The organism is Pseudoalteromonas shioyasakiensis, from assembly GCF_019134595.1.
Classification (GTDB): domain Bacteria; phylum Pseudomonadota; class Gammaproteobacteria; order Enterobacterales; family Alteromonadaceae; genus Pseudoalteromonas; species Pseudoalteromonas shioyasakiensis_A.
In genome coordinates, this window is the sequence record NZ_CP077770.1 from 953916 (window position 1) to 972214 (window position 18299).

15 protein-coding genes and 5 tRNA genes are annotated in these 18299 nt (G+C 43.1%); 19 read left to right on the forward strand and 1 reads right to left on the reverse strand.

The features are described from left to right. Positions 1–18 precede the first annotated feature (18 nt). On the reverse strand, positions 19–540 hold the full coding sequence (fldB, locus tag KQP93_RS04480; RefSeq protein WP_054551247.1) for a flavodoxin FldB: 522 nt from the start codon (positions 538–540) through the stop codon (positions 19–21). Between the two features lie 128 nt (positions 541–668). Here fldB and xerD point away from each other — a divergent pair, with 128 nt between their 5' ends. The 19 genes from xerD to KQP93_RS04580 all read left to right on the forward strand — a co-directional run bounded on the left by xerD (position 669) and on the right by KQP93_RS04580 (position 18207). Next, the gene (gene xerD / locus KQP93_RS04485; RefSeq protein ID WP_229677541.1) at positions 669–1556 is read left to right on the forward strand and encodes a site-specific tyrosine recombinase XerD; all 888 of its coding nucleotides are present in this window, start codon (positions 669–671) and stop codon (positions 1554–1556) included. Positions 1557–1615: 59 nt separating this feature from the next. Then, positions 1616–2350, forward strand: coding sequence for a bifunctional protein-disulfide isomerase/oxidoreductase DsbC (gene dsbC, locus KQP93_RS04490; RefSeq protein WP_063528332.1), 735 nt, complete (start codon positions 1616–1618; stop codon positions 2348–2350). A gap of 77 nt (positions 2351–2427) precedes the next feature. Then, entirely contained in the window at positions 2428–4149 is a 1722-nt protein-coding gene (gene recJ, locus KQP93_RS04495; protein ID WP_217876035.1) for a single-stranded-DNA-specific exonuclease RecJ, read from the forward strand. A 143-nt stretch (positions 4150–4292) separates the two neighbouring features. Then, a protein-coding gene (prfB, locus tag KQP93_RS04500) for a peptide chain release factor 2 (protein ID WP_105181232.1) occupies positions 4293–5391 on the forward strand; the annotation gives its coding sequence in 2 pieces (ribosomal slippage) (positions 4293–4367 and positions 4369–5391; 1098 coding nt in all). A gap of 26 nt (positions 5392–5417) precedes the next feature. Continuing rightward, positions 5418–6953 carry a lysine--tRNA ligase gene (gene lysS / locus KQP93_RS04505; protein ID WP_217876037.1) on the forward strand — a complete coding sequence of 512 codons (1536 nt, stop codon included), beginning with the start codon at positions 5418–5420 and terminating at the stop codon, positions 6951–6953. A 253-nt stretch (positions 6954–7206) separates the two neighbouring features. Next, complete coding sequence (locus tag KQP93_RS04510; RefSeq protein WP_055020963.1) at positions 7207–7404, forward strand: hypothetical protein; 198 nt, start codon at positions 7207–7209, stop codon at positions 7402–7404. Between the two features lie 112 nt (positions 7405–7516). Then, positions 7517–7609: transfer RNA gene (locus tag KQP93_RS04515), tRNA-Ser, on the forward strand. 32 nt (positions 7610–7641) lie between these two features. Beyond that, positions 7642–7718, forward strand: a tRNA-Arg gene (locus KQP93_RS04520). A 22-nt stretch (positions 7719–7740) separates the two neighbouring features. After that, positions 7741–7817, forward strand: a tRNA-Arg gene (locus tag KQP93_RS04525). Between the two features lie 48 nt (positions 7818–7865). Then, a tRNA-Arg gene (locus KQP93_RS04530) sits at positions 7866–7942 on the forward strand. A gap of 111 nt (positions 7943–8053) precedes the next feature. Then, positions 8054–8130, forward strand: a tRNA-Arg gene (locus tag KQP93_RS04535). An 893-nt stretch (positions 8131–9023) separates the two neighbouring features. Beyond that, positions 9024–10283, forward strand: a complete 1260-nt coding sequence (locus tag KQP93_RS21465; RefSeq protein ID WP_254907711.1) for a hypothetical protein — start codon at positions 9024–9026, stop codon at positions 10281–10283. Between the two features lie 16 nt (positions 10284–10299). Then, a complete protein-coding gene (locus tag KQP93_RS04550; protein ID WP_217876038.1) occupies positions 10300–11676 on the forward strand; it encodes an SH3 domain-containing protein in 1377 nt (458 codons plus the stop codon). An 8-nt stretch (positions 11677–11684) separates the two neighbouring features. Next, positions 11685–12797, forward strand: a complete 1113-nt coding sequence (locus KQP93_RS04555; RefSeq protein WP_217876039.1) for a dipeptide epimerase — start codon at positions 11685–11687, stop codon at positions 12795–12797. Beyond that, a complete protein-coding gene (locus KQP93_RS04560; RefSeq protein WP_217876040.1) occupies positions 12794–13543 on the forward strand; it encodes a L,D-transpeptidase family protein in 750 nt (249 codons plus the stop codon). Before KQP93_RS04555 ends, KQP93_RS04560 begins: the two co-directional genes overlap by 4 nt. Before the next feature lie 80 nt (positions 13544–13623). Beyond that, entirely contained in the window at positions 13624–15192 is a 1569-nt protein-coding gene (locus KQP93_RS04565) for a sodium:solute symporter (RefSeq protein ID WP_217876041.1), read from the forward strand. Further along, positions 15193–16104, forward strand: coding sequence for a BadF/BadG/BcrA/BcrD ATPase family protein (locus KQP93_RS04570; RefSeq protein ID WP_217876043.1), 912 nt, complete (start codon positions 15193–15195; stop codon positions 16102–16104). Beyond that, positions 16067–17029 carry an N-acetylmuramic acid 6-phosphate etherase gene (murQ, locus tag KQP93_RS04575; protein WP_405030614.1) on the forward strand — a complete coding sequence of 321 codons (963 nt, stop codon included), beginning with the start codon at positions 16067–16069 and terminating at the stop codon, positions 17027–17029. Before KQP93_RS04570 ends, murQ begins: the two co-directional genes overlap by 38 nt. Then, positions 17029–18207, forward strand: a complete 1179-nt coding sequence (locus tag KQP93_RS04580; RefSeq protein WP_217876045.1) for an exo-beta-N-acetylmuramidase NamZ family protein — start codon at positions 17029–17031, stop codon at positions 18205–18207. Before murQ ends, KQP93_RS04580 begins: the two co-directional genes overlap by 1 nt. Positions 18208–18299: the final 92 nt, after the last annotated feature.

The following is an 18299-nucleotide window of genomic DNA, read 5'->3' on the forward strand; positions in this document are numbered from 1 at the left end:
GGCTTTTTTATTCATGACTTACAAGCTCTCGCTGTACTCAGTCATGACTTGTTCAACCCAGCTTGCGATACGTTCATCACTAAGCTCGTATTGACTGTCTTCATCAAGGGCTAAGCCAACAAATTGTTTGCCATCTTCAGTGAGTGCTTTTGAAGCCTCAAATTCATAACTTGCATCGTTAGGCCATTTGCCTAACAAGGTAATGCTTTGATCACAAATTTCATCGTGTAACATGCCAAGCGCGTCTTGGAACCACTGACCATAACCTTGTTGATCGCCCATACCAAACAGAGCCACGGTTTTGCCGTTTAGGTTAACATCTTTAATGTCGTCCCAGATTGATTCCCAGTCTTCTTGCAACTCACCAAAATCCCAAGTTGAAATGCCGAAGATAACGAAATCAAATTGCTCTGCATTTTTTAATGGCTCATCTTTGATATTGTGAAGGCTCACTATGTCGTGACCAATAATATCGCGAATTTTCTCTGCCGCTATTTCTGTGTAGCAGGTTGTAGAACCATAAAATAAACCAATCTGCATCGTATTTATCACTGTGTATTTGCCTGATATGATAGGCGTAAGTTTACCGTAAGGTATAATTAATTGATACCTTGATAAGGATGAGAGTACGCGTGGCTGATAATAATTCACAAGCCCAAAAAGGTGTAATAACAGCAAATAACGCCGAACATTTAGAGTTATTTTTAGATACGCTGTATCTTGAGCAGGGAGTCAGCGAAAATACACTCGCAGCTTATCGCAGTGACCTTGAAAAGTTTTGCCAATTTTTAAAAGATAAAGACCTACTAGCCGTTCGCTCTGATGATATTGAAGCGTATTTAGCATACCGTGTTGATTTAGGGCTGAAGTCGCGCAGCACAGCGCGAAGCATCAGTGCGCTTAAGCGTTTTTATCAGTATTTTGTGCGCGAAAAAGCCATTGCCGATTCGCCGATGGTCAATATTGCTCAGCCAAAAGCTGGGCAGTCATTACCAAAAACGCTGTCAGAAGCCGAAGTCGAAGCTTTGCTTGCAGCCCCAGACATAGAAGATGCAATGGGGCTTCGTGATAAAGCCATGCTTGAGCTGTTATATGCCACAGGGCTTCGTGTTACTGAGCTGGTGGGACTCAGAATGGAGCAAATTAATTTGCGCCAAGCGGTGGTCTTTGTAAAAGGTAAGGGTAATAAAGAGCGTTTAGTTCCCCTAGGCGAAGAAGCGATGTACTGGCTTGAGCAGTTTTTAAAAGTGGGTCGTTCGCAAATGATTAAACATGCCACTGACTTTGTGTTTCCATCTAAGCGTGGGATTGGCATGACACGACAAACTTTTTGGCATCGCATCAAACACTATGCTATTTTGGCATCAGTTGAATCGCCGTTATCACCGCATACGCTCAGACACGCGTTTGCAACGCATTTGCTTAATCATGGGGCGGACCTTAGAGTCGTGCAAATGATGTTAGGTCACAGTGACTTATCAACAACACAAATTTATACCCATGTAGCGAATGAAAGATTGAAGTCGGTACACGAGCAACATCATCCACGTGCTTAGTGCAAGATTTTTAAAGATGTACCGGTCTATATAAAAAATGATCAGGATATAGGATATTTATGAAAAAGTTAGTTTTAGCCACAGCACTACTAGGCACAAGCTTAAATGTGTTTGCCAATGGCGTATCAACAACAGACGCTGCTGATGCCCCTATTATTGCTAAGTTTGCTGAATTAGGCGTAACCGTTAAGCAAATCAACCCAAGCCCAGTGGCAGGCCTTAAAGAACTAATTACTGATAAAGGCGTGCTGTACGCAAGCCCTGACGGTCAATTTCTAATGCAAGGAACACTGATTGACCTTAATAACCGAGTTAATCTAACAGAGCATGCACTGAGCGATGTACGTAAAGAAGGCATTGCTGAGTACGAAGACTCAATGATCGTTTACAAAGCGAAAAACGAAAAGCATTCAATCACAGTATTTACCGATATTACCTGTGGTTACTGCCGTAAGTTACACCGTGAACTTGATGATTTCTTAGATGCGGGTATCACGGTTAAATACCTTGCTTTCCCACGTGGTGGTTTACGTGGTAAAGGTTACCAAGATCTAATGAATGTATGGTGTGCTAAAGACCCTGCTGAAGCGTTAACAGAAGCAAAAGCGGGTGCAGAAGTCGCAGACGTGCCAGGTTGTAGCGCGCCAATTGCTGAGCATTATCAACTAGGTCAAAGCTTTGGCATGTCGGGTACTCCAGCAATTATTTTAGAAGATGGCACTATGATCCCAGGTTATCAATCAGCTGCGCAAATCAGCCAAGCGCTTGATGCCTTACCAAAAACATCTTCATAACTGATTTTTTAAACGAAAAGGCCTATTTGTCGTAGGCCTTTTTTATTTGTCTTAAGCAAAGAAGTACCATTTCCGACATGGAAAAAATAATTCAAGCTCGTCCTCATGTTGATGATTCGCATCTACCACACCATTTACACCCTGTAATTAAGCAAATATATGCGACTCGACAGGTGCAAAGTGCCACTGAACTCGATAATAGCGCTGCGACATTGCATGACTTTAAGTTGTTTAAAGATATCGACAAAGCTGTCGTGCTATTGCAACAAGCCCTCGCGGCTCAAAGTCGCGTGTTAATCGTAGGTGACTTTGATGCCGATGGCGCAACCAGCACAGCAACCTTAATGCAAGGTCTTGCTATGTTTGGCTTAAAGAACCTTGATTACTTGGTACCAGACAGATTCAGCCTAGGTTATGGCTTAAGTCCTGCGCTTGCTGAGCAAATAGTGACTATGCAACCCGAGCTTGTGATCACTGTTGATAACGGTATTTCATGTATCGATGGCATTGCCATTGTAAAACAAGCGGGTATTAAAGTGCTGGTAACTGATCACCATTTACAAGGTGAAGCCCTGCCAGATGCTGATGCCATCGTGAACCCAAATCGCCATGACTGTCAGTTTCCATCGAAATCAATAGCTGGTGTTGGGGTAGCTTTTTATCTGCTTATTGCTTTACGTAGCCACTTACGTGAACAAGGGTATTTTCAGCATAACCCAATGCCAAATTTGGCTGAGTTACTTGATATTGTAGCCCTTGGTACCGTTGCCGATGTGGTCGCGCTTGATGCCAATAACCGTACCTTAGTTCATCAAGGTTTAGCACGTATTCGTAGTGGTAAAACACGCCCAGGTATTAGTGCCCTTATCGAAGTGGCAAATCGCAATGCAGCCCGTTTAAGTGCCAGTGACTTTGGCTTTTCATTGGCGCCACGCTTAAATGCAGCAGGGCGTTTAGATGATATGAGTTTAGGTATAGCTTGTTTGTTATCAAGCGATATAAACCAAGCACGCCGTATTGCCAGTGAGCTCGACAGCCTCAATCATGAGCGCCGTGAAATAGAGCAGGGCATGCAAACTGAGGCACAAGCTGTGCTTGACCGTTTAGCATTTAAAACCGACACAGTGCCTGATGCCATTTGTTTATACCAAGCAGATTGGCACCAAGGTGTGATTGGTATTTTGGCTGGCCGCCTAAAAGAAAAGTACCACCGTCCGACGATTATTTTTGCAGCTGGCGATAACGGCGAAATAAAAGGCTCTTGCCGCTCCATTGAAGGGCTGCATATGCGTGACTTACTAGAGCGAGTAAATACACTCTATCCGCATTTGATCAGTAAATTTGGTGGCCATGCTATGGCGGCCGGGCTGAGTATCAATGAGCAATGTTTTAATGAATTTAAAACCGTGTTTGAACAAATGGTGAAAGACACACTCACTGAAGAGCATAAGCAAAGTATTTTACTTACCGATGGTGAATTACCTAATGAGTGCTTTTCGATGGAGTTTGCCAACTTACTAAAAAATGCCGGCCCTTGGGGACAGCAATTTCCAGAACCAGTGTTCGAACATGTATTCGAACTAATACAGCAGCGCATTGTCGGTGAAAAACACTTAAAACTGGTTTTAAAACATCAATCTGGGCGTTTAGTCGACGGCATTGCATTTGGTGTTGATGTGCGTGCATGGCCAGATACCGAAGTGCGTTATGTAAAAGCTGCTTATCAACTCGATATAAATGAATTCCGTGGTAAATTTTCGCTACAGTTGATTATTCGAGAGCTACAAAAAGCGACATAAAAATATCGTTATAATCGACATAAAAGGCTAATAAAACGCTCGGTTTTTTGTTAAAATCGGGCGTTTTTAATATTTGTAGATAATTTACCGTATTTATTGTCGATATCGGTGCGCGGTAAATCAGCCATTTTGGAGTAATGTACATGTTTGAAGTGAATCCTGTGATTAATCAAATCAAGGAAATTCGCGAACGTACTGAACTGCTTCGGGGGTACCTTTGACTACCCTCTTAAGAAAGAGCGGTTAGAAGAAGTTAACGCAGAACTTGAAGATTCAGCCGTGTGGAATGAGCCAGAACGAGCTCAAGCACTTGGCCGTGAAAAGTCGGCACTCGAAGCTATCGTTGAGACCATTGATAATCTAGTGTCAGGTACCGAAGATGTTGAAGGTTTAGTCGAGCTTGCTGTTGAAGCTGAAGATGAAGAAACCTTCGCTGAAGCCGAAGCTGAATTAGGCGATTTAAACGCACAGCTTGAAAAGCTAGAGTTCCGTCGTATGTTCTCAGGCGATCATGACCAAAACGATGCTTACCTTGATTTACAATCAGGTTCTGGCGGTACCGAAGCCCAAGACTGGTGCAACATGCTACTGCGTATGTATTTACGTTGGGGTGAAGCAAAAGGCTTTAAAGTTGAACTGGTTGAAGCAACTGATGGTGATGTGGCTGGTATCAAAGGCGCAACAGTGCGCTTTGTTGGCGAATATGCTTACGGTTGGTTACGTACAGAAACAGGTGTTCACCGTTTAGTGCGTAAGAGCCCGTTCGACTCAAGTGGTCGTCGTCATACCTCGTTTGCATCGGCATTCGTTTACCCAGAAATCGACGATAATATCGAAATTGATATTAATCCGGCAGACTTACGTATTGACGTTTACCGCGCATCAGGCGCCGGTGGTCAGCACGTAAATACAACAGAATCTGCGGTTCGTATTACTCACATACCAACTAACACTGTTGTACAGTGCCAAAATGAGCGTTCACAGCACAAGAATAAAGACCAAGCAATGAAGCAGTTAAAAGCGAAATTGTTTGAGCTTGAAATTCAAAAGCAAAATGCTGAGAAACAAAGCCAAGAAGATGCTAAATCTGATATTGGCTGGGGTAGTCAAATTCGTTCATACGTACTTGATGACTCGCGCATTAAAGACTTACGTACTGGCGTTGAAAACCGTAATACACAAGCGGTTCTTGACGGCGACTTAGATAAATTTATTGAAGCCAGCCTTAAATCTGGCCTATAACCACCAAGCTAAAAAAGAGCTAAAAAATGACTGATCAAATCCAAGACGAAAATAAGTTAATCGCTGAGCGTCGTGGCAAATTAGACGCAATCCGCGAAAATTGCCCAGCCAACGGTCATCCAAACCAATTCCGTCGTGAACATTACACGGCTGATTTGCAAGCTGAGTTTGGTGATAAATCGAAAGAAGAATTAGTTGCTGAGCAACACGTTGTATCAGTTGCAGGTCGTATTCTTGCAAAACGTGGTCCTTTCCTTGCGTTACAAGACATGAAAGGCCAAATTCAAGCGTACGCATCAAAAGACGTACAAAAAGAATTAAAAGCAAAATACGGTCAACTTGATATCGGTGACATCATCGGTGTGAAAGGCGCACTTAATAAGTCAGGTAGAGGCGACCTATACGTAGAAATGACAGAGTACGAGTTACTGACAAAGTCATTACGTCCGTTACCAGAAAAATTCCATGGTTTATCTGACCAAGAAACTAAATACCGTCAACGTTATGTTGATTTAATTACCAATGATGCGACGCGTGAAACCTTTCGTATTCGCTCAAAGGTTGTTGAAGGTATCCGTCGTTTCTTAGCTGATCGTGACTTCATGGAAGTTGAAACGCCGATGTTACAAGTGATCCCGGGTGGTGCGTCTGCACGTCCATTCGTAACACACCACAATGCACTTGATATCGACATGTACTTACGTATTGCACCTGAGCTTTACTTAAAACGTTTAGTTGTGGGTGGCTTTGAGCGTGTATTCGAAATCAACCGTAACTTCCGTAACGAAGGTTTATCCACGCGCCATAACCCAGAATTCACAATGATCGAATTCTACCAAGCATACGCTGATTACATTGACCTGATGAACATTACTGAAGACATGTTACGTACTGTTGCGACAGACGTACTTGGTTCACCAATTGTTGTAAACACAACGAAAGATGAAAATGGTGAAGTGGTTGATTCAGTAGAGTACGATTTTGGTCAACCTTTTGCTCGTTTAACAATGAGCGAAGCAATCCTTAAGTACAATCCAGACTTTGATGCTGCGGTATTTAATGACCCTGAAAACCATTTTGAAGAACTTAAAGCGTACGCGAAGCAAGTACACGTTAAGATCCCAGAAAACTGCGTATGGGGCCCAGGTAAATTCTTATGTGAAATCTTCGAAGAGACAGCTGAGCATAAGCTAATTCAACCGACTTTCATCACAGCATACCCGTGGGAAGTGTCACCACTTGCACGTCGTAACGATGAAAACCCGTTTGTAACTGACCGCTTCGAATTCTTCGTTGGCGGCCGTGAACTAGCAAATGGCTTCTCTGAGCTTAACGATGCACAAGACCAAGCTGAGCGCTTTACTCGTCAAGTTGAAGAGAAAGACGCAGGTGATGATGAAGCAATGCACTACGATGATGACTATATCCGTGCATTAGAATACGGCTTACCACCAACAGCGGGTGAGGGTATTGGTATCGATCGTCTAGTGATGTTATTTACTGACTCACCAACAATTAAAGACGTGATCCTATTCCCGCACATGCGTCCTCAAGCTGATTAATCAGCTAAAAGTATTTAAAAACGCCGCTTTTTAGCGGCGTTTTTGTTATCAGAAATTTCTGATTTTTATAGCTCTCAATTTTAATACTAAATTGTAATTAGCTGATCTAAAAAGAAATGCTGAATTAGTCTTCCAACAAAGTTACTAAATTGTAAAGTTTTTCTACAATTCCCAAGGCCAATAGTATTATTTTTAGCCAAGATATGACATCATTGCGCAATTCTCGTTCAATGTATAAATGGACTTAATAATAATGACTAAAAAGCCTTCGCCGTTGCCTACAGATACGAACAAAAGCGAGCATCAACGTGAAGATTTTTATCGTGCTTGCATCGCCGAATTTCAACAATTGGGTTATCAAGATCAATACCTCGCAGAGTTAACTGATGAACTGATCCCATTGACGGGTCTTGAGCCGTTGAGTGATAAAGAAAAAACGGCGAAAGGATAAACAAAAACAAGCTGTTTTGGCTCGTTATGGACAATCTATAACCATCTATACGATTTTCCTTGAAAAGTGTTTGACATATTTCCTGAAATCTTTATTATACGCCCCACAAGACGGAGAGGTGGCCGAGTGGCCGAAGGCGCTCCCCTGCTAAGGGAGTATAGGGTTTGTAGCTCTATCGAGGGTTCGAATCCCTCCTTCTCCACCATTTTTTAATGGTTTTCTTGTAAAGTAAAGAATGGGCGCATAGCTCAGCTGGATAGAGTACCTGGCTACGAACCAGGCGGTCGGAGGTTCGAATCCTCCTGCGCCCACCATCCTTTACTAAAATCAAAATGTGGGCGCATAGCTCAGCTGGATAGAGTACCTGGCTACGAACCAGGCGGTCGGAGGTTCGAATCCTCCTGCGCCCACCACTTTTGAAAAGTCTTAGTGAGACTAAAACTAACTATAATATAGAATGTGGGCGCATAGCTCAGCTGGATAGAGTACCTGGCTACGAACCAGGCGGTCGGAGGTTCGAATCCTCCTGCGCCCACCACTTTCTATACATTTATACTACAATGTTAGAAAGTACAAACCGACGATTTGTCGGTTTTTTTGTGTTTTAACAACACCGTCATTGCAAGACGAAAACGAGCAGAACGATTGCGGACGCGTAGCTCAGCTGGATAGAGTACCTGGCTACGAACCAGGCGGTCGGAGGTTCGAATCCTCCCGCGTCCGCCACTTTCTTCTTGAAAGTGACATAAACCGACGGAAGTCGGTTTTTTTGTGCCTGTAATCCGCGTAGGTGTGGTTGTAAGAGCGACTTCAGTCGCGAATAAACATACCGTTTTATTGCACCTCATTATTCTTTAGGCGACTTTGAACCACGCAGCCGGAGGTTCACTGTTTCAAAATACGTCCCGCGTCCGCCACTTTTCTCTTAAGTAGAGTTAAAGTGAGATAAACCGACGAAAGTCGGTTTTTTTATACCTGAAATTCGCGTAGGTGTGGTTGTAGGAGCGACTTCAGTCGTGAATAAACATACCGTTTTATTGCACCTCATTATTCTTTAGGCGACTTTGAACCACGCAGCCGGAGGTTCACTGTTTCAAAATACGTCCCGCGTCCGCCACTTTCTTCTTGAAAGTGACATAAACCGACGGAAGTCGGTTTTTTTGTGCCTGCAATTCGCGAACATCACACTTCCACTCCACAAATCACCCCCCAAAACTCTAAATACAAAAAATACACCCCGTAGGCGTGAAACTTGTTTCGCGCGTATCACGATGCTGTCGCCATAAATGACGACTTACAGAGTAGGAGCGAACATCACGCTTCCACACCCCAAATTAAACCCCGACTCTAAAGACAAAAAACGCACCCGTAGGCGTGAAACTTGTTTCGTGCGTATCAAGATGCATAGGGTTATCAACATCTCACCTAAGCAATAGATTTTATCTAGTAAATTAATTTTTAAGCCATCTTCTTATGGGCATTAAAACCGAGTTAATTTGCTTCACGGTCAATTTGTGTTAGATTTAATAAAATATTCCAAAAATAATAACAAGTGGGAATTTTATTTTATGTATGCGAAAGGTACATATCAAATACGGCTGGCTATAAGTTGCGGTTTGATGCTTTTGACTGGTTGTGAAGCGAACACAGAAAAAGCCCCATTAACCGACCAACAATACTTTGAGCAAGTAATGTTAGCACCCGCTATTTTGCCAAACGACTTAACGAATAGCGGCTGTTTATCGCTCGAAAATGAAAGCAAGTTGCAAGGTTATAAATCAGCGGCTGAGGTTAATTACCAGCAAGCGGGTTGGCAAAACAGAGTTGCGGCCGATTGGCAGTATTTTTTAGCCCCAGAGCAACCGGGCAAGCTACTCCTAATCGATTATCAAGTTCAATCTGGGCAATTAGCTTATCGGTATTTAAGTGACGGCAGCCATAATGAGTTGTATGAACCTTGGAGCTCATCAAAAATTCAAGCGTTTAGCGGTGCGCTTTCAAAAGTAAGGCAATCCCACCCAGAGCTTGGTGCAGCTTCTTTTGCCGGTGATACTGCATTGGCTGATTTGATCAGCAGTATTAATAGTTACGAAGCATTTGGCAAAGCCGATGGTAATTCAAATGCGATAGCCAGTTATTTTGTCAATGTGGCAGGGCGCGAATACTTACGTGGGCTTTTTAATGATGGCTGGCTACACCTGCAGGATCAGCGTTTATTATTTAACGGTGCTTACGGCTCTGAGCAGTTTATGCCATCAGACGAATACTGGCATAATCCTACAAATAATGAACTAGATGCAAAGATAGCTCGATACAAAGCAAGCAGTGATGACCCAGGCTATTTAGGGTATCGTTGTGAGAGTTGTGGTTTAACGGGCAACAAAGCAATGACTACACTTGCTCAAGCCGAATGGTTAAAACGTTTGGTCAGTCATCAGCGTGAACCAAGTACGCAAATGCCTTATTTACAAGCAAGTGATGTAGATGTGCTACTTAACGGCACTGGTCATACAGATGAACATGCTCCTGTAGGCGGCATGATGGTGGGTATCAGTCATATCGTTACAAATGCATTGGCAAATGTTATTGCGCCAAATGATAGCCGCTCTGCAAAAGAAGTGCTCGATAGCGCAACGAATGGGCAGTGGCGTGTTTGGCAAAAAATTGGTTGGGGGCCAAGTGAAACGCGCTCCACCACAGAAACCGTAATGTTGGCACATGTGTGTTTAGGCAATTATCAAGGTGGCCGTGAGTTTACTTTTAGTGTGCAGCAATCAACTTTGGGGGCTGACGAAGCCAATTTGCCAACAGTCGGTAAGCAAATGCAGCAAAAATTGCAGCATGCTTTTACAAAATTATTAGATTCACGCGTTCAATAAGAATTAAGGTACAGCTATGCGTCGTTCAATTATCGCTTTATCAATTACTTTAGGTGTTGCTTTTAGTGCACCTATGCATGCTGAGGGTTGGCAATCAGATGTTATCGGGGTCACGCAGTCACAGCTTTCGCCAAGCTATTGGTTAGCACAAGGTGCATCGGCAAAAGTGATCATGACAGAGGCGCAAATTGCAGCCTTCAACGAGAAATTAATTAAAGATAATAAATACATTGTTGATCCTCTGTCATTTCAAAAATCGCTCACTAAAGACGAGCTAACAAGCGCCATTCATTCGGCAAGCTCAATTCCAAAAAGCCCACGCTTTTTTACAGACGGCCGCCAACTTACCGCGAAAGATTTTGCTAAATATCAGGCTAACTTAAACCTTAACAAGGTCGCAGATAACAATGAGGTACGCTTTGCGGTGGTCGTTAATCGCACGGCATTACGCACTTTTCCAACCTGGGATCGGGTTTTAAATAGCGGCCTTGATCAAGACTTAGATCGCTTTCAAGAAAGCGGTATGTTCCCAGGAGAAGCAGTTGCTGTATTACATCAAAGTGCAGATAAAAAATGGCTGTTAGTACGTGCTTACAACTACCTTGCGTGGACGCCAGCCGAAGATCTTGCCTTTGCTGATGCAGATAAAATAAAAGCTTACCGCGGACAAGATAACTTTTTGGTAGTAACCGGCGCAAAAGTTAATACCGCTTATGTGCCTAACGACACAGCAAGCTCAGAAGTCCAGCTCGATATGGGGGTGCGTTTACCATTGGTTGATAGTGAGCAAGTACCGTATTTGCTTAACGGTCAAAATAGCTATGCGAGCCATGTTGTACAGTTACCTACTCGCGATGAGCAAGGAAACCTTGTTATTAAACCAGCGATGATCAGCAAAACTGCCGATGTAAATTTAGGCTACCTAGACTACAACGAACAGAATCTGATTAAACAAGGCTTTAAATTTTTAGGTGAGCGTTATGGTTGGGGGCATGATTACAATGGCCGTGACTGCACCGGCTTTGTTGGTGAAATTTATAAGAGCTTTGGCCTACTAATGCCACGTAATTCAGGGCAGCAAGGCAGTAGTGGATACGGGCAAAACAGTCGCTTTGATAAAAATACAGCGGCGGATGATAAGTTGCCAACGGTTAAAAACATGGCGATTGGCGATCTAATTTATATTCCGGGCCATGTGATGATGTATTTAGGAGAGCACCAAGGCGAGCCGTATGTTATTCATGATGTGAAAGGCTTAGGCTATAACAAAGGCGATGGCAGCTTTTATAGTAGTGCGCTTAATGGAGTATCGGTTACCCCCTTGTTACCCCTGCGATTATCTAAAGAAACAAGTTACCTAGACCGTGTTTATAACATTAAGCGTATTCGATAGAGGCCTTTATGAAAATTAAAGCAGTTCGTTTTGCGAAACTCAAAGTGCCTTTGGTCACGCCATTTAAAACAGCGCTTAGAGAAGTGAGTTTTATTGAAGACCTAGTGGTCTTAATAGACACCGAATGTGGTCAAGTCGGTTATGGCTCTGCTGCTGCAACACCGGTTATTACAGGCGATACCCATCAAGGAATGATCGCGGTCATTCAGCAGTTTATTGCTCCTAAACTGATAGGGCATGAAATAGAAAATATCAACCAGCTTGCCCACATTATTCAATCAACGGTGGTTGGTAACAGTAGTGCAAAAGCGGCTTTAGAATTAGCGGTTTACGACTTATGGGGCAAGCTCTACAAAGCGCCTTTATATAAGTTACTTGGTGGTGGTAAGTCAGAGTTAAAGACTGATATTACCATCAGCGTAGATAACATAGATAAAATGCTTAGTGACTGTCAGCGAGCGGTTGAGCAAGGTTTTGATGTTTTAAAAATAAAAATCGGCAATAACCTTAATCAAGATATTGAACGTGTGAAAGCAATCCATGCAGGCTTTGCCGCAAAGGCGCAGCTGCGTTTAGATGTAAACCAAGGCTGGAATGCCAAACAAACTGTGTTTGCACTGCAGCAACTTGAGCAAGCAGGCGTGGTATTAGAGTTGGTTGAGCAGCCGGTAAAAAGCAGCGATATTCAAGGTCTCAAATATATTACTGAGCGAGTGAACACCCCGATTATGGCCGATGAAAGCGCCTTTTCACCGAAGCAAGTGATCCAACTTTTAGAGCTTGGCGCAGTTGATATTATCAATATTAAATTAATGAAAACGGGCGGTTTAAGCCGAGCAATTGAGATTGCTAATATTACAGCCCAATACCAAGCAGAGTGTATGATAGGTTGTATGCTAGAGGGCAGTATTGCCGTAGCTGGTGCTGCACATTTAGCCTCTGCCAAAGCACAGCAAATCAGTAAAATCGATTTAGATGGCCCGGCTCTTGGTCAGTATGACCCTGTGCAAGGGGGCGTTGAATTTATCGGCCCGAAAATCAGCTTATCGGATGCCCCCGGCCTTGGCATTGAATCAATAACGGGGCTTGAACTAATCACAAACGGAGTATGGCCAGCATGAAAAAACTAGTCAGTCTTATTGCAGTTATGAGTTTATCGGCTTGTGCCAGCAAAGAGTTACCTAAACCTGTTATTGATAACAGTCATCAGCAGCTCGTGGTGGTGGTCGCTAATGACAGTGATGCTATTGATGCCACGTTGTATCGCTTTGAAAAAACCGTTGGAAGCTGGCAACAACAAGGCGAACAACACGCGGTGGTGCTTGGCCGCACAGGGCTTGCTTGGGGTGTAGGGCTACATCCTGCACAACCAGGTCAGCAAAAACAAGAAGGTGATGGTAAAGCGCCGGCAGGTATTTTTGAGCTTGGTACTGCCTTTGGTTATCTAGATTCATTGCAAACAAACCTCAGTTATCAAGCAATGACAGCAAATGATTACTGTATTGATGTAAAGGGCTCGCCGTTTTACAACCAGTTGGTTGATAAAGCACAAGTAGGTGAAGAGGCGGTTAAGGATTCTTCGGAGTGGATGCGTCGTGATATTTACAGTCAAGATAACCTTTATAAAAAAGGCATTGTTGTTAAGCATAACCCAAGCAATATTAATGGCGCGGGTAGTTGTATCTTCATGCACTTATGGCGTGCACCTAGTAAACCAACAGCGGGTTGTACTGCGATGACTGAAAGCGATATGGACAGATTACTTGCGTGGTTAGATGAGCGTAAAAAGCCGCTATTAGTCAGCTTGACCAAAACGCAATACCAACAAAAGCAAAGTCAGTGGCAATTACCTAACTTAGCTGAATAAAAATAATAAAATAAAAGTATTTTAATTTTGTCATAATGATGGAATAATATATTCCAATAAGGTTTGGGTTAGGATAATAAATGAGTGCAAATTACGCTTTACTCGATTGGCTAGTATTCGCAAGTTACGGTGCAATTTTATTGCTAAGTGGCTGGTGGTTTAATCGCAAACGCGCTAACTCAAGCCAAGATTTTTTTCTAGGCGGAAATAGCATGCCAACTTGGATGGTGGCTATTTCTGTTTTAGCGACTTCGCAGTCAGCTGCCACTTTTATTGGTGGGCCAGATCAAGGCTACCAAGGTGATTTTTCATATATTGCGACCAATATCGGCGCGTTTATTGCGGCATTTATTGTATCGGCGTTTTTAATTCCAAAGTTTTACCAGCAAAAAGTTTATACGGTCTATGAGTTATTAGAAAAACGCATTGGTCCTAAAGCAAAGCGACGCAGCGGCTTGATGTACTTATTTGGCCGAGTGTTTGCAAGTGGTGCTCGTTTATATATGGCAGCGATTGCTGTTGCAATGATTTTATACGGCAATATCGATGCAGACAGTGTGGTTGTAGCCACTCTAGTGCTGGCGCTAGCAGGTTTGTTGTATACCATTTTGGGTGGCATTCGCAGTGTTATTTATTCTGATGTACTGCAAAGTATCGTTTATGTGAGTGCCGCTATTGCGGTTATTTGGAGCTTGCTGAGTGTTATTCCAGCCGATTTTTCGACCATTATTGCAACTTTAAATGAACCAAGCCCAGGGGCAGACTCAAAGCTGGCACTGTTTAAGTTTGATTTAGACTTTGGCCCGTCAGGGGTGTTCAACATGGCCTCTGTTTTGACTGGATTTGTGCTATTAAATATTGCCGCGTTTGGCCTTGACCAAGATATGACACAACGCTTGTTAACCTGTAAAAGCCCTAAAGAGGGCAGTAAAGCTTTACTACTTTCAGTGGTAATGGTGATCCCGGTTATGGCTATTTTTATCTTTATTGGTTTGCTGCTTTATATTGTTTATCAGCAACCTGCATTAATGAATAACGAAGCTGGGCAAACGGTCGTACAAGAATTTAACGGCGAAAAAATCACTATCTTTATGTACTACGTATTAAACGAAGTACCAGCCGGGGTTAAAGGTTTAGTCAGCGTGGGTATTATTGCAGCTGCTATTTCTACTTTGAACTCTGGGCTTAGTTCGATGTCTTCAGTCATCGTACAAGATATCTATCGCCCGTATTTAGAAAAACATAACAAGCAAGTAAGCGATCATCACTTTGTAAAAGCGGGTCGTGTGGGTATGGCACTAGTGAGCCTTGCCTTAGCGCTGATGGCTATTCTTTGTTATTTCTGGCAGCAATACAGTGATATGCCATTATTAAAATTTGCGCTAAGTGTAATGGTATTTTCGTACAGCGGTTTGTTAGGTGTGTATTTTACTACCTTGTTCACCAAACGAGGCAGTGAAGGCTCAGTGTTAGCATCACTAATAGCGGGCTTTGTGGTGACCTTATTAATGCAGCCGTACATGATTGACTGGTTACTACCCGAATCAATGCGCTTTTACTTAGGATTTACTTGGCAGCTATGCATAGGTACATTGCTCGCAACATTGGTGTGTTGCCTTGGTAAAGCGGCAGACGAGAAGAGTGCGTAAATGGCTGTACGCTATGTTTTAGCCATCGATGGTGGCGGCACCAAAGTGTTAGCAGAGCTAAAAGAGCAGGCAAGTGGCGCGACTTTTCGTGCACAGGCGGGTTCGGCATCAATTTCGAATGATCTTGATTTAGCGTTAGAAAACATTGTTAAAGTGACCCGTGATGTATGCCAGCAAAGTGGTGCAAAGCCTAATGAAATTGTCACCGTTATGGGTGTAGCCGGGGGCTCATCGCAGAGCCTTGCAGAGCAATTAACAGTGATGCTCAAGCTGATTTACGAAATAGAATTTGCCAGTTTGCAAATTACCAGTGATGCAATTACGTCATTATATGGTGCTAATCTTGGTGACCCATGTGTGGTTATTGCTCTTGGCACCGGTGCTGTCGGGGCACGATTAAACGCCCAAAAGCAAACTAAGTTGGTGAGTGGCTGGGGCTTTACCATTGATGATTTTGGCGGTGGTGCCCGCATCGGCCTGATGGCTGTGCAGCAACTATTAAACGATATAGATATTTATGATTTACCAAAAAGCCGATTAACGATTCGTTTGAGTGAGCAGCTAGGATGCACTCGTCAAACAATTAGTAGTTGGCTTAAACAAGCAAAACCCGCGGATTATGCAGCATTTAGCCCGTTGGTGTTTAGCTTACAAAACGACTGTGAGGCGGCAAAAGCGGTATTAACAGAGCACACCCAATCGGTGGTTCGGTTAATAGATAAAAGCCGAGGTAATTCGCCATTACCGGTGATTTTAATTGGTGGTTTGGCGAAAGTCAGCCAACCGTTATTGCCACTGGCCTTACAAAACGAATTATCTCCTTGTAAGGGAGATTCATTAACTGGTGCCGCCATTTTAGCGGCAAAGCATTACCATGACATTATTGAAAAAGGACAACCCAATGAGCCCTGAGCACGTCTTTAAGCAACAACGTGAGTTACTCGAAGAGTTAAACGGTATTGTCTCTGAAGGACAAAACCCTGACACTTTGGATATCGATCTGCTCAGCTCCACTGAGATCCTCACTAAAATCAATAATGAAGATCACAAAGTAGCGGGTGCCGTGAAACTTGTGATCCCACAAATTAGTGAAGCTGTCGATCATGTCGTTGAAGCATTTCAACAAGGTGGCAGGTTAATTTACATTGGTGCTGGCACCAGTGGTCGCTTGGGTATTTTGGATGCGGTTGAATGTGCGCCTACCTATAGCGTAAGCGATCAACAAGTGCTCGGTATTATTGCTGGTGGTGACACCGCGGTTAAAAAAGCCGTAGAAGGCGCTGAAGATAGCACTACGTTTGCTATTGAAGACTTAAAAAATGCCAATTTAACTAGTAAAGATGTCGTGGTTGGCATTGCTGCCAGTGGTCGTACACCGTATGTTTGCTCAGCAATTGAATACGCTAAATCGTTAGGTTGTGTCACTGTGGGTGTTACTTGTAACCCTGATTCAGCAGTGATGCGTTTACCACAAATTGGCATTTGCCCTGTGGTGGGTGCAGAGGCCGTTACTGGTTCTACACGTATGAAATCGGGTACTGCACAGAAGCTGGTGTTGAATATGCTAAGCACAGCTAGCATGATCCGCACAGGTAAGGTGTATAAAAACTTGATGGTTGATGTAAATGCTAGTAATGAAAAGCTGCACGCTCGTGCTATTCGTATTGTGATGCAAGCAACAGATTGTACACAGCAGCAAGCTGTGGATGCATTAAAGCAAGCAGAGCAAAGCGCAAAACTGGCTATTTTAATTGTGTTAACTGGAAAGCCAGCCCCTGAAGCAAAACAGTTATTGTCAAAAGCGGGTGGCTTTTTACGTAAGGCGGTTGAAGAATAATGCGTTTATTAGCTGTTTTACTGGTTAGTTGTTTTGCGCTTATAGGTTGCCAAGAAACACCTGCACAAGCGCCTAAAAATGCACAACCTTTGCAGGTGGGCGCGGCCAATTTTCAAGCCTATGTACCTGCATTAAAAGGGAAACGTGTTGGCTTGGTAGTTAATCAAACATCTGTGGTTAATGGTCAACATTTAGTTGATGCATTACTTGATAAAGGCGTTGTCGTTAGCAAAATATTTGCCCCAGAGCATGGCTTTCGCGGCGACCATGACGCTGGTGCTCACATTAAAAGCACAGTAGATGCTAAAACCGGCATTGATGTTGTGTCGATTTATGGCAGTAATAAAAAGCCAAGCCCTGAGATGCTTGCTGATTTAGACGTTATTATTTTTGATATTCAAGATGTTGGTGTGCGTTTTTACACTTATATCAGCTCAATGCACTACGTGATGGAAGCCGCCGCTGAAAATGGTAAACAGGTAGTGGTACTCGATAGACCAAACCCTAATATTGCTTATGTTGATGGGCCTATCCTTGACCTACAATTTCGCTCATTTGTTGGCATGCACGAAATACCTGTTTTACACGGTATGACAGTGGCTGAGCTTGCTCAGATGATCAAAGGCGAAGGTTGGATAAATGACGCTGATAAGCTTGAACTAAGTGTCGTGCCTGTTACGAATTATGACCGCACTATGGCTTATGAGCTACCAATAAAACCAAGTCCTAACTTACCAAATGCCCAATCAATTGCGCTATATCCGTCATTGTGTTTCTTTGAGGCAACGCCTGTGACTATTGGCCGGGGTACTGATTTTCCGTTTCAAGTCGTTGGTTACTCGCCAGTTAAACTCGGCGAATTTAGCTTTACGCCAAGGGCGATTAAAGGCGCTTCAATGCACCCTAAATTCAAAGGGGTTAAAGTATTTGGTAAAGACTTACGAGATGCTGATATTCACGGCCTAGATTTAAGCTTGTTTATTTCGGCTTATCAAAAGCTAACTGCGAATGATCAAACGTTTTTTGAACGCGCTGATTTTATGGATAAACTTGCAGGTACTGATAAATTACGTTTAGCTATTGAAGCAGGCCAAACTGAGCAGCAAATAAAGCAAAGCTGGCAAGCCGACTTAAGTGCTTTTAAACGAAAGCGCTCCCCATATTTGCTGTATCAATAATAACTAGATAATTAGCTAACTAGATAAATAACAACGAGGCGCTTGCCTCGTTTTTTTATACCCATAAAAAGCTGTGTTATATTAAGGAACTT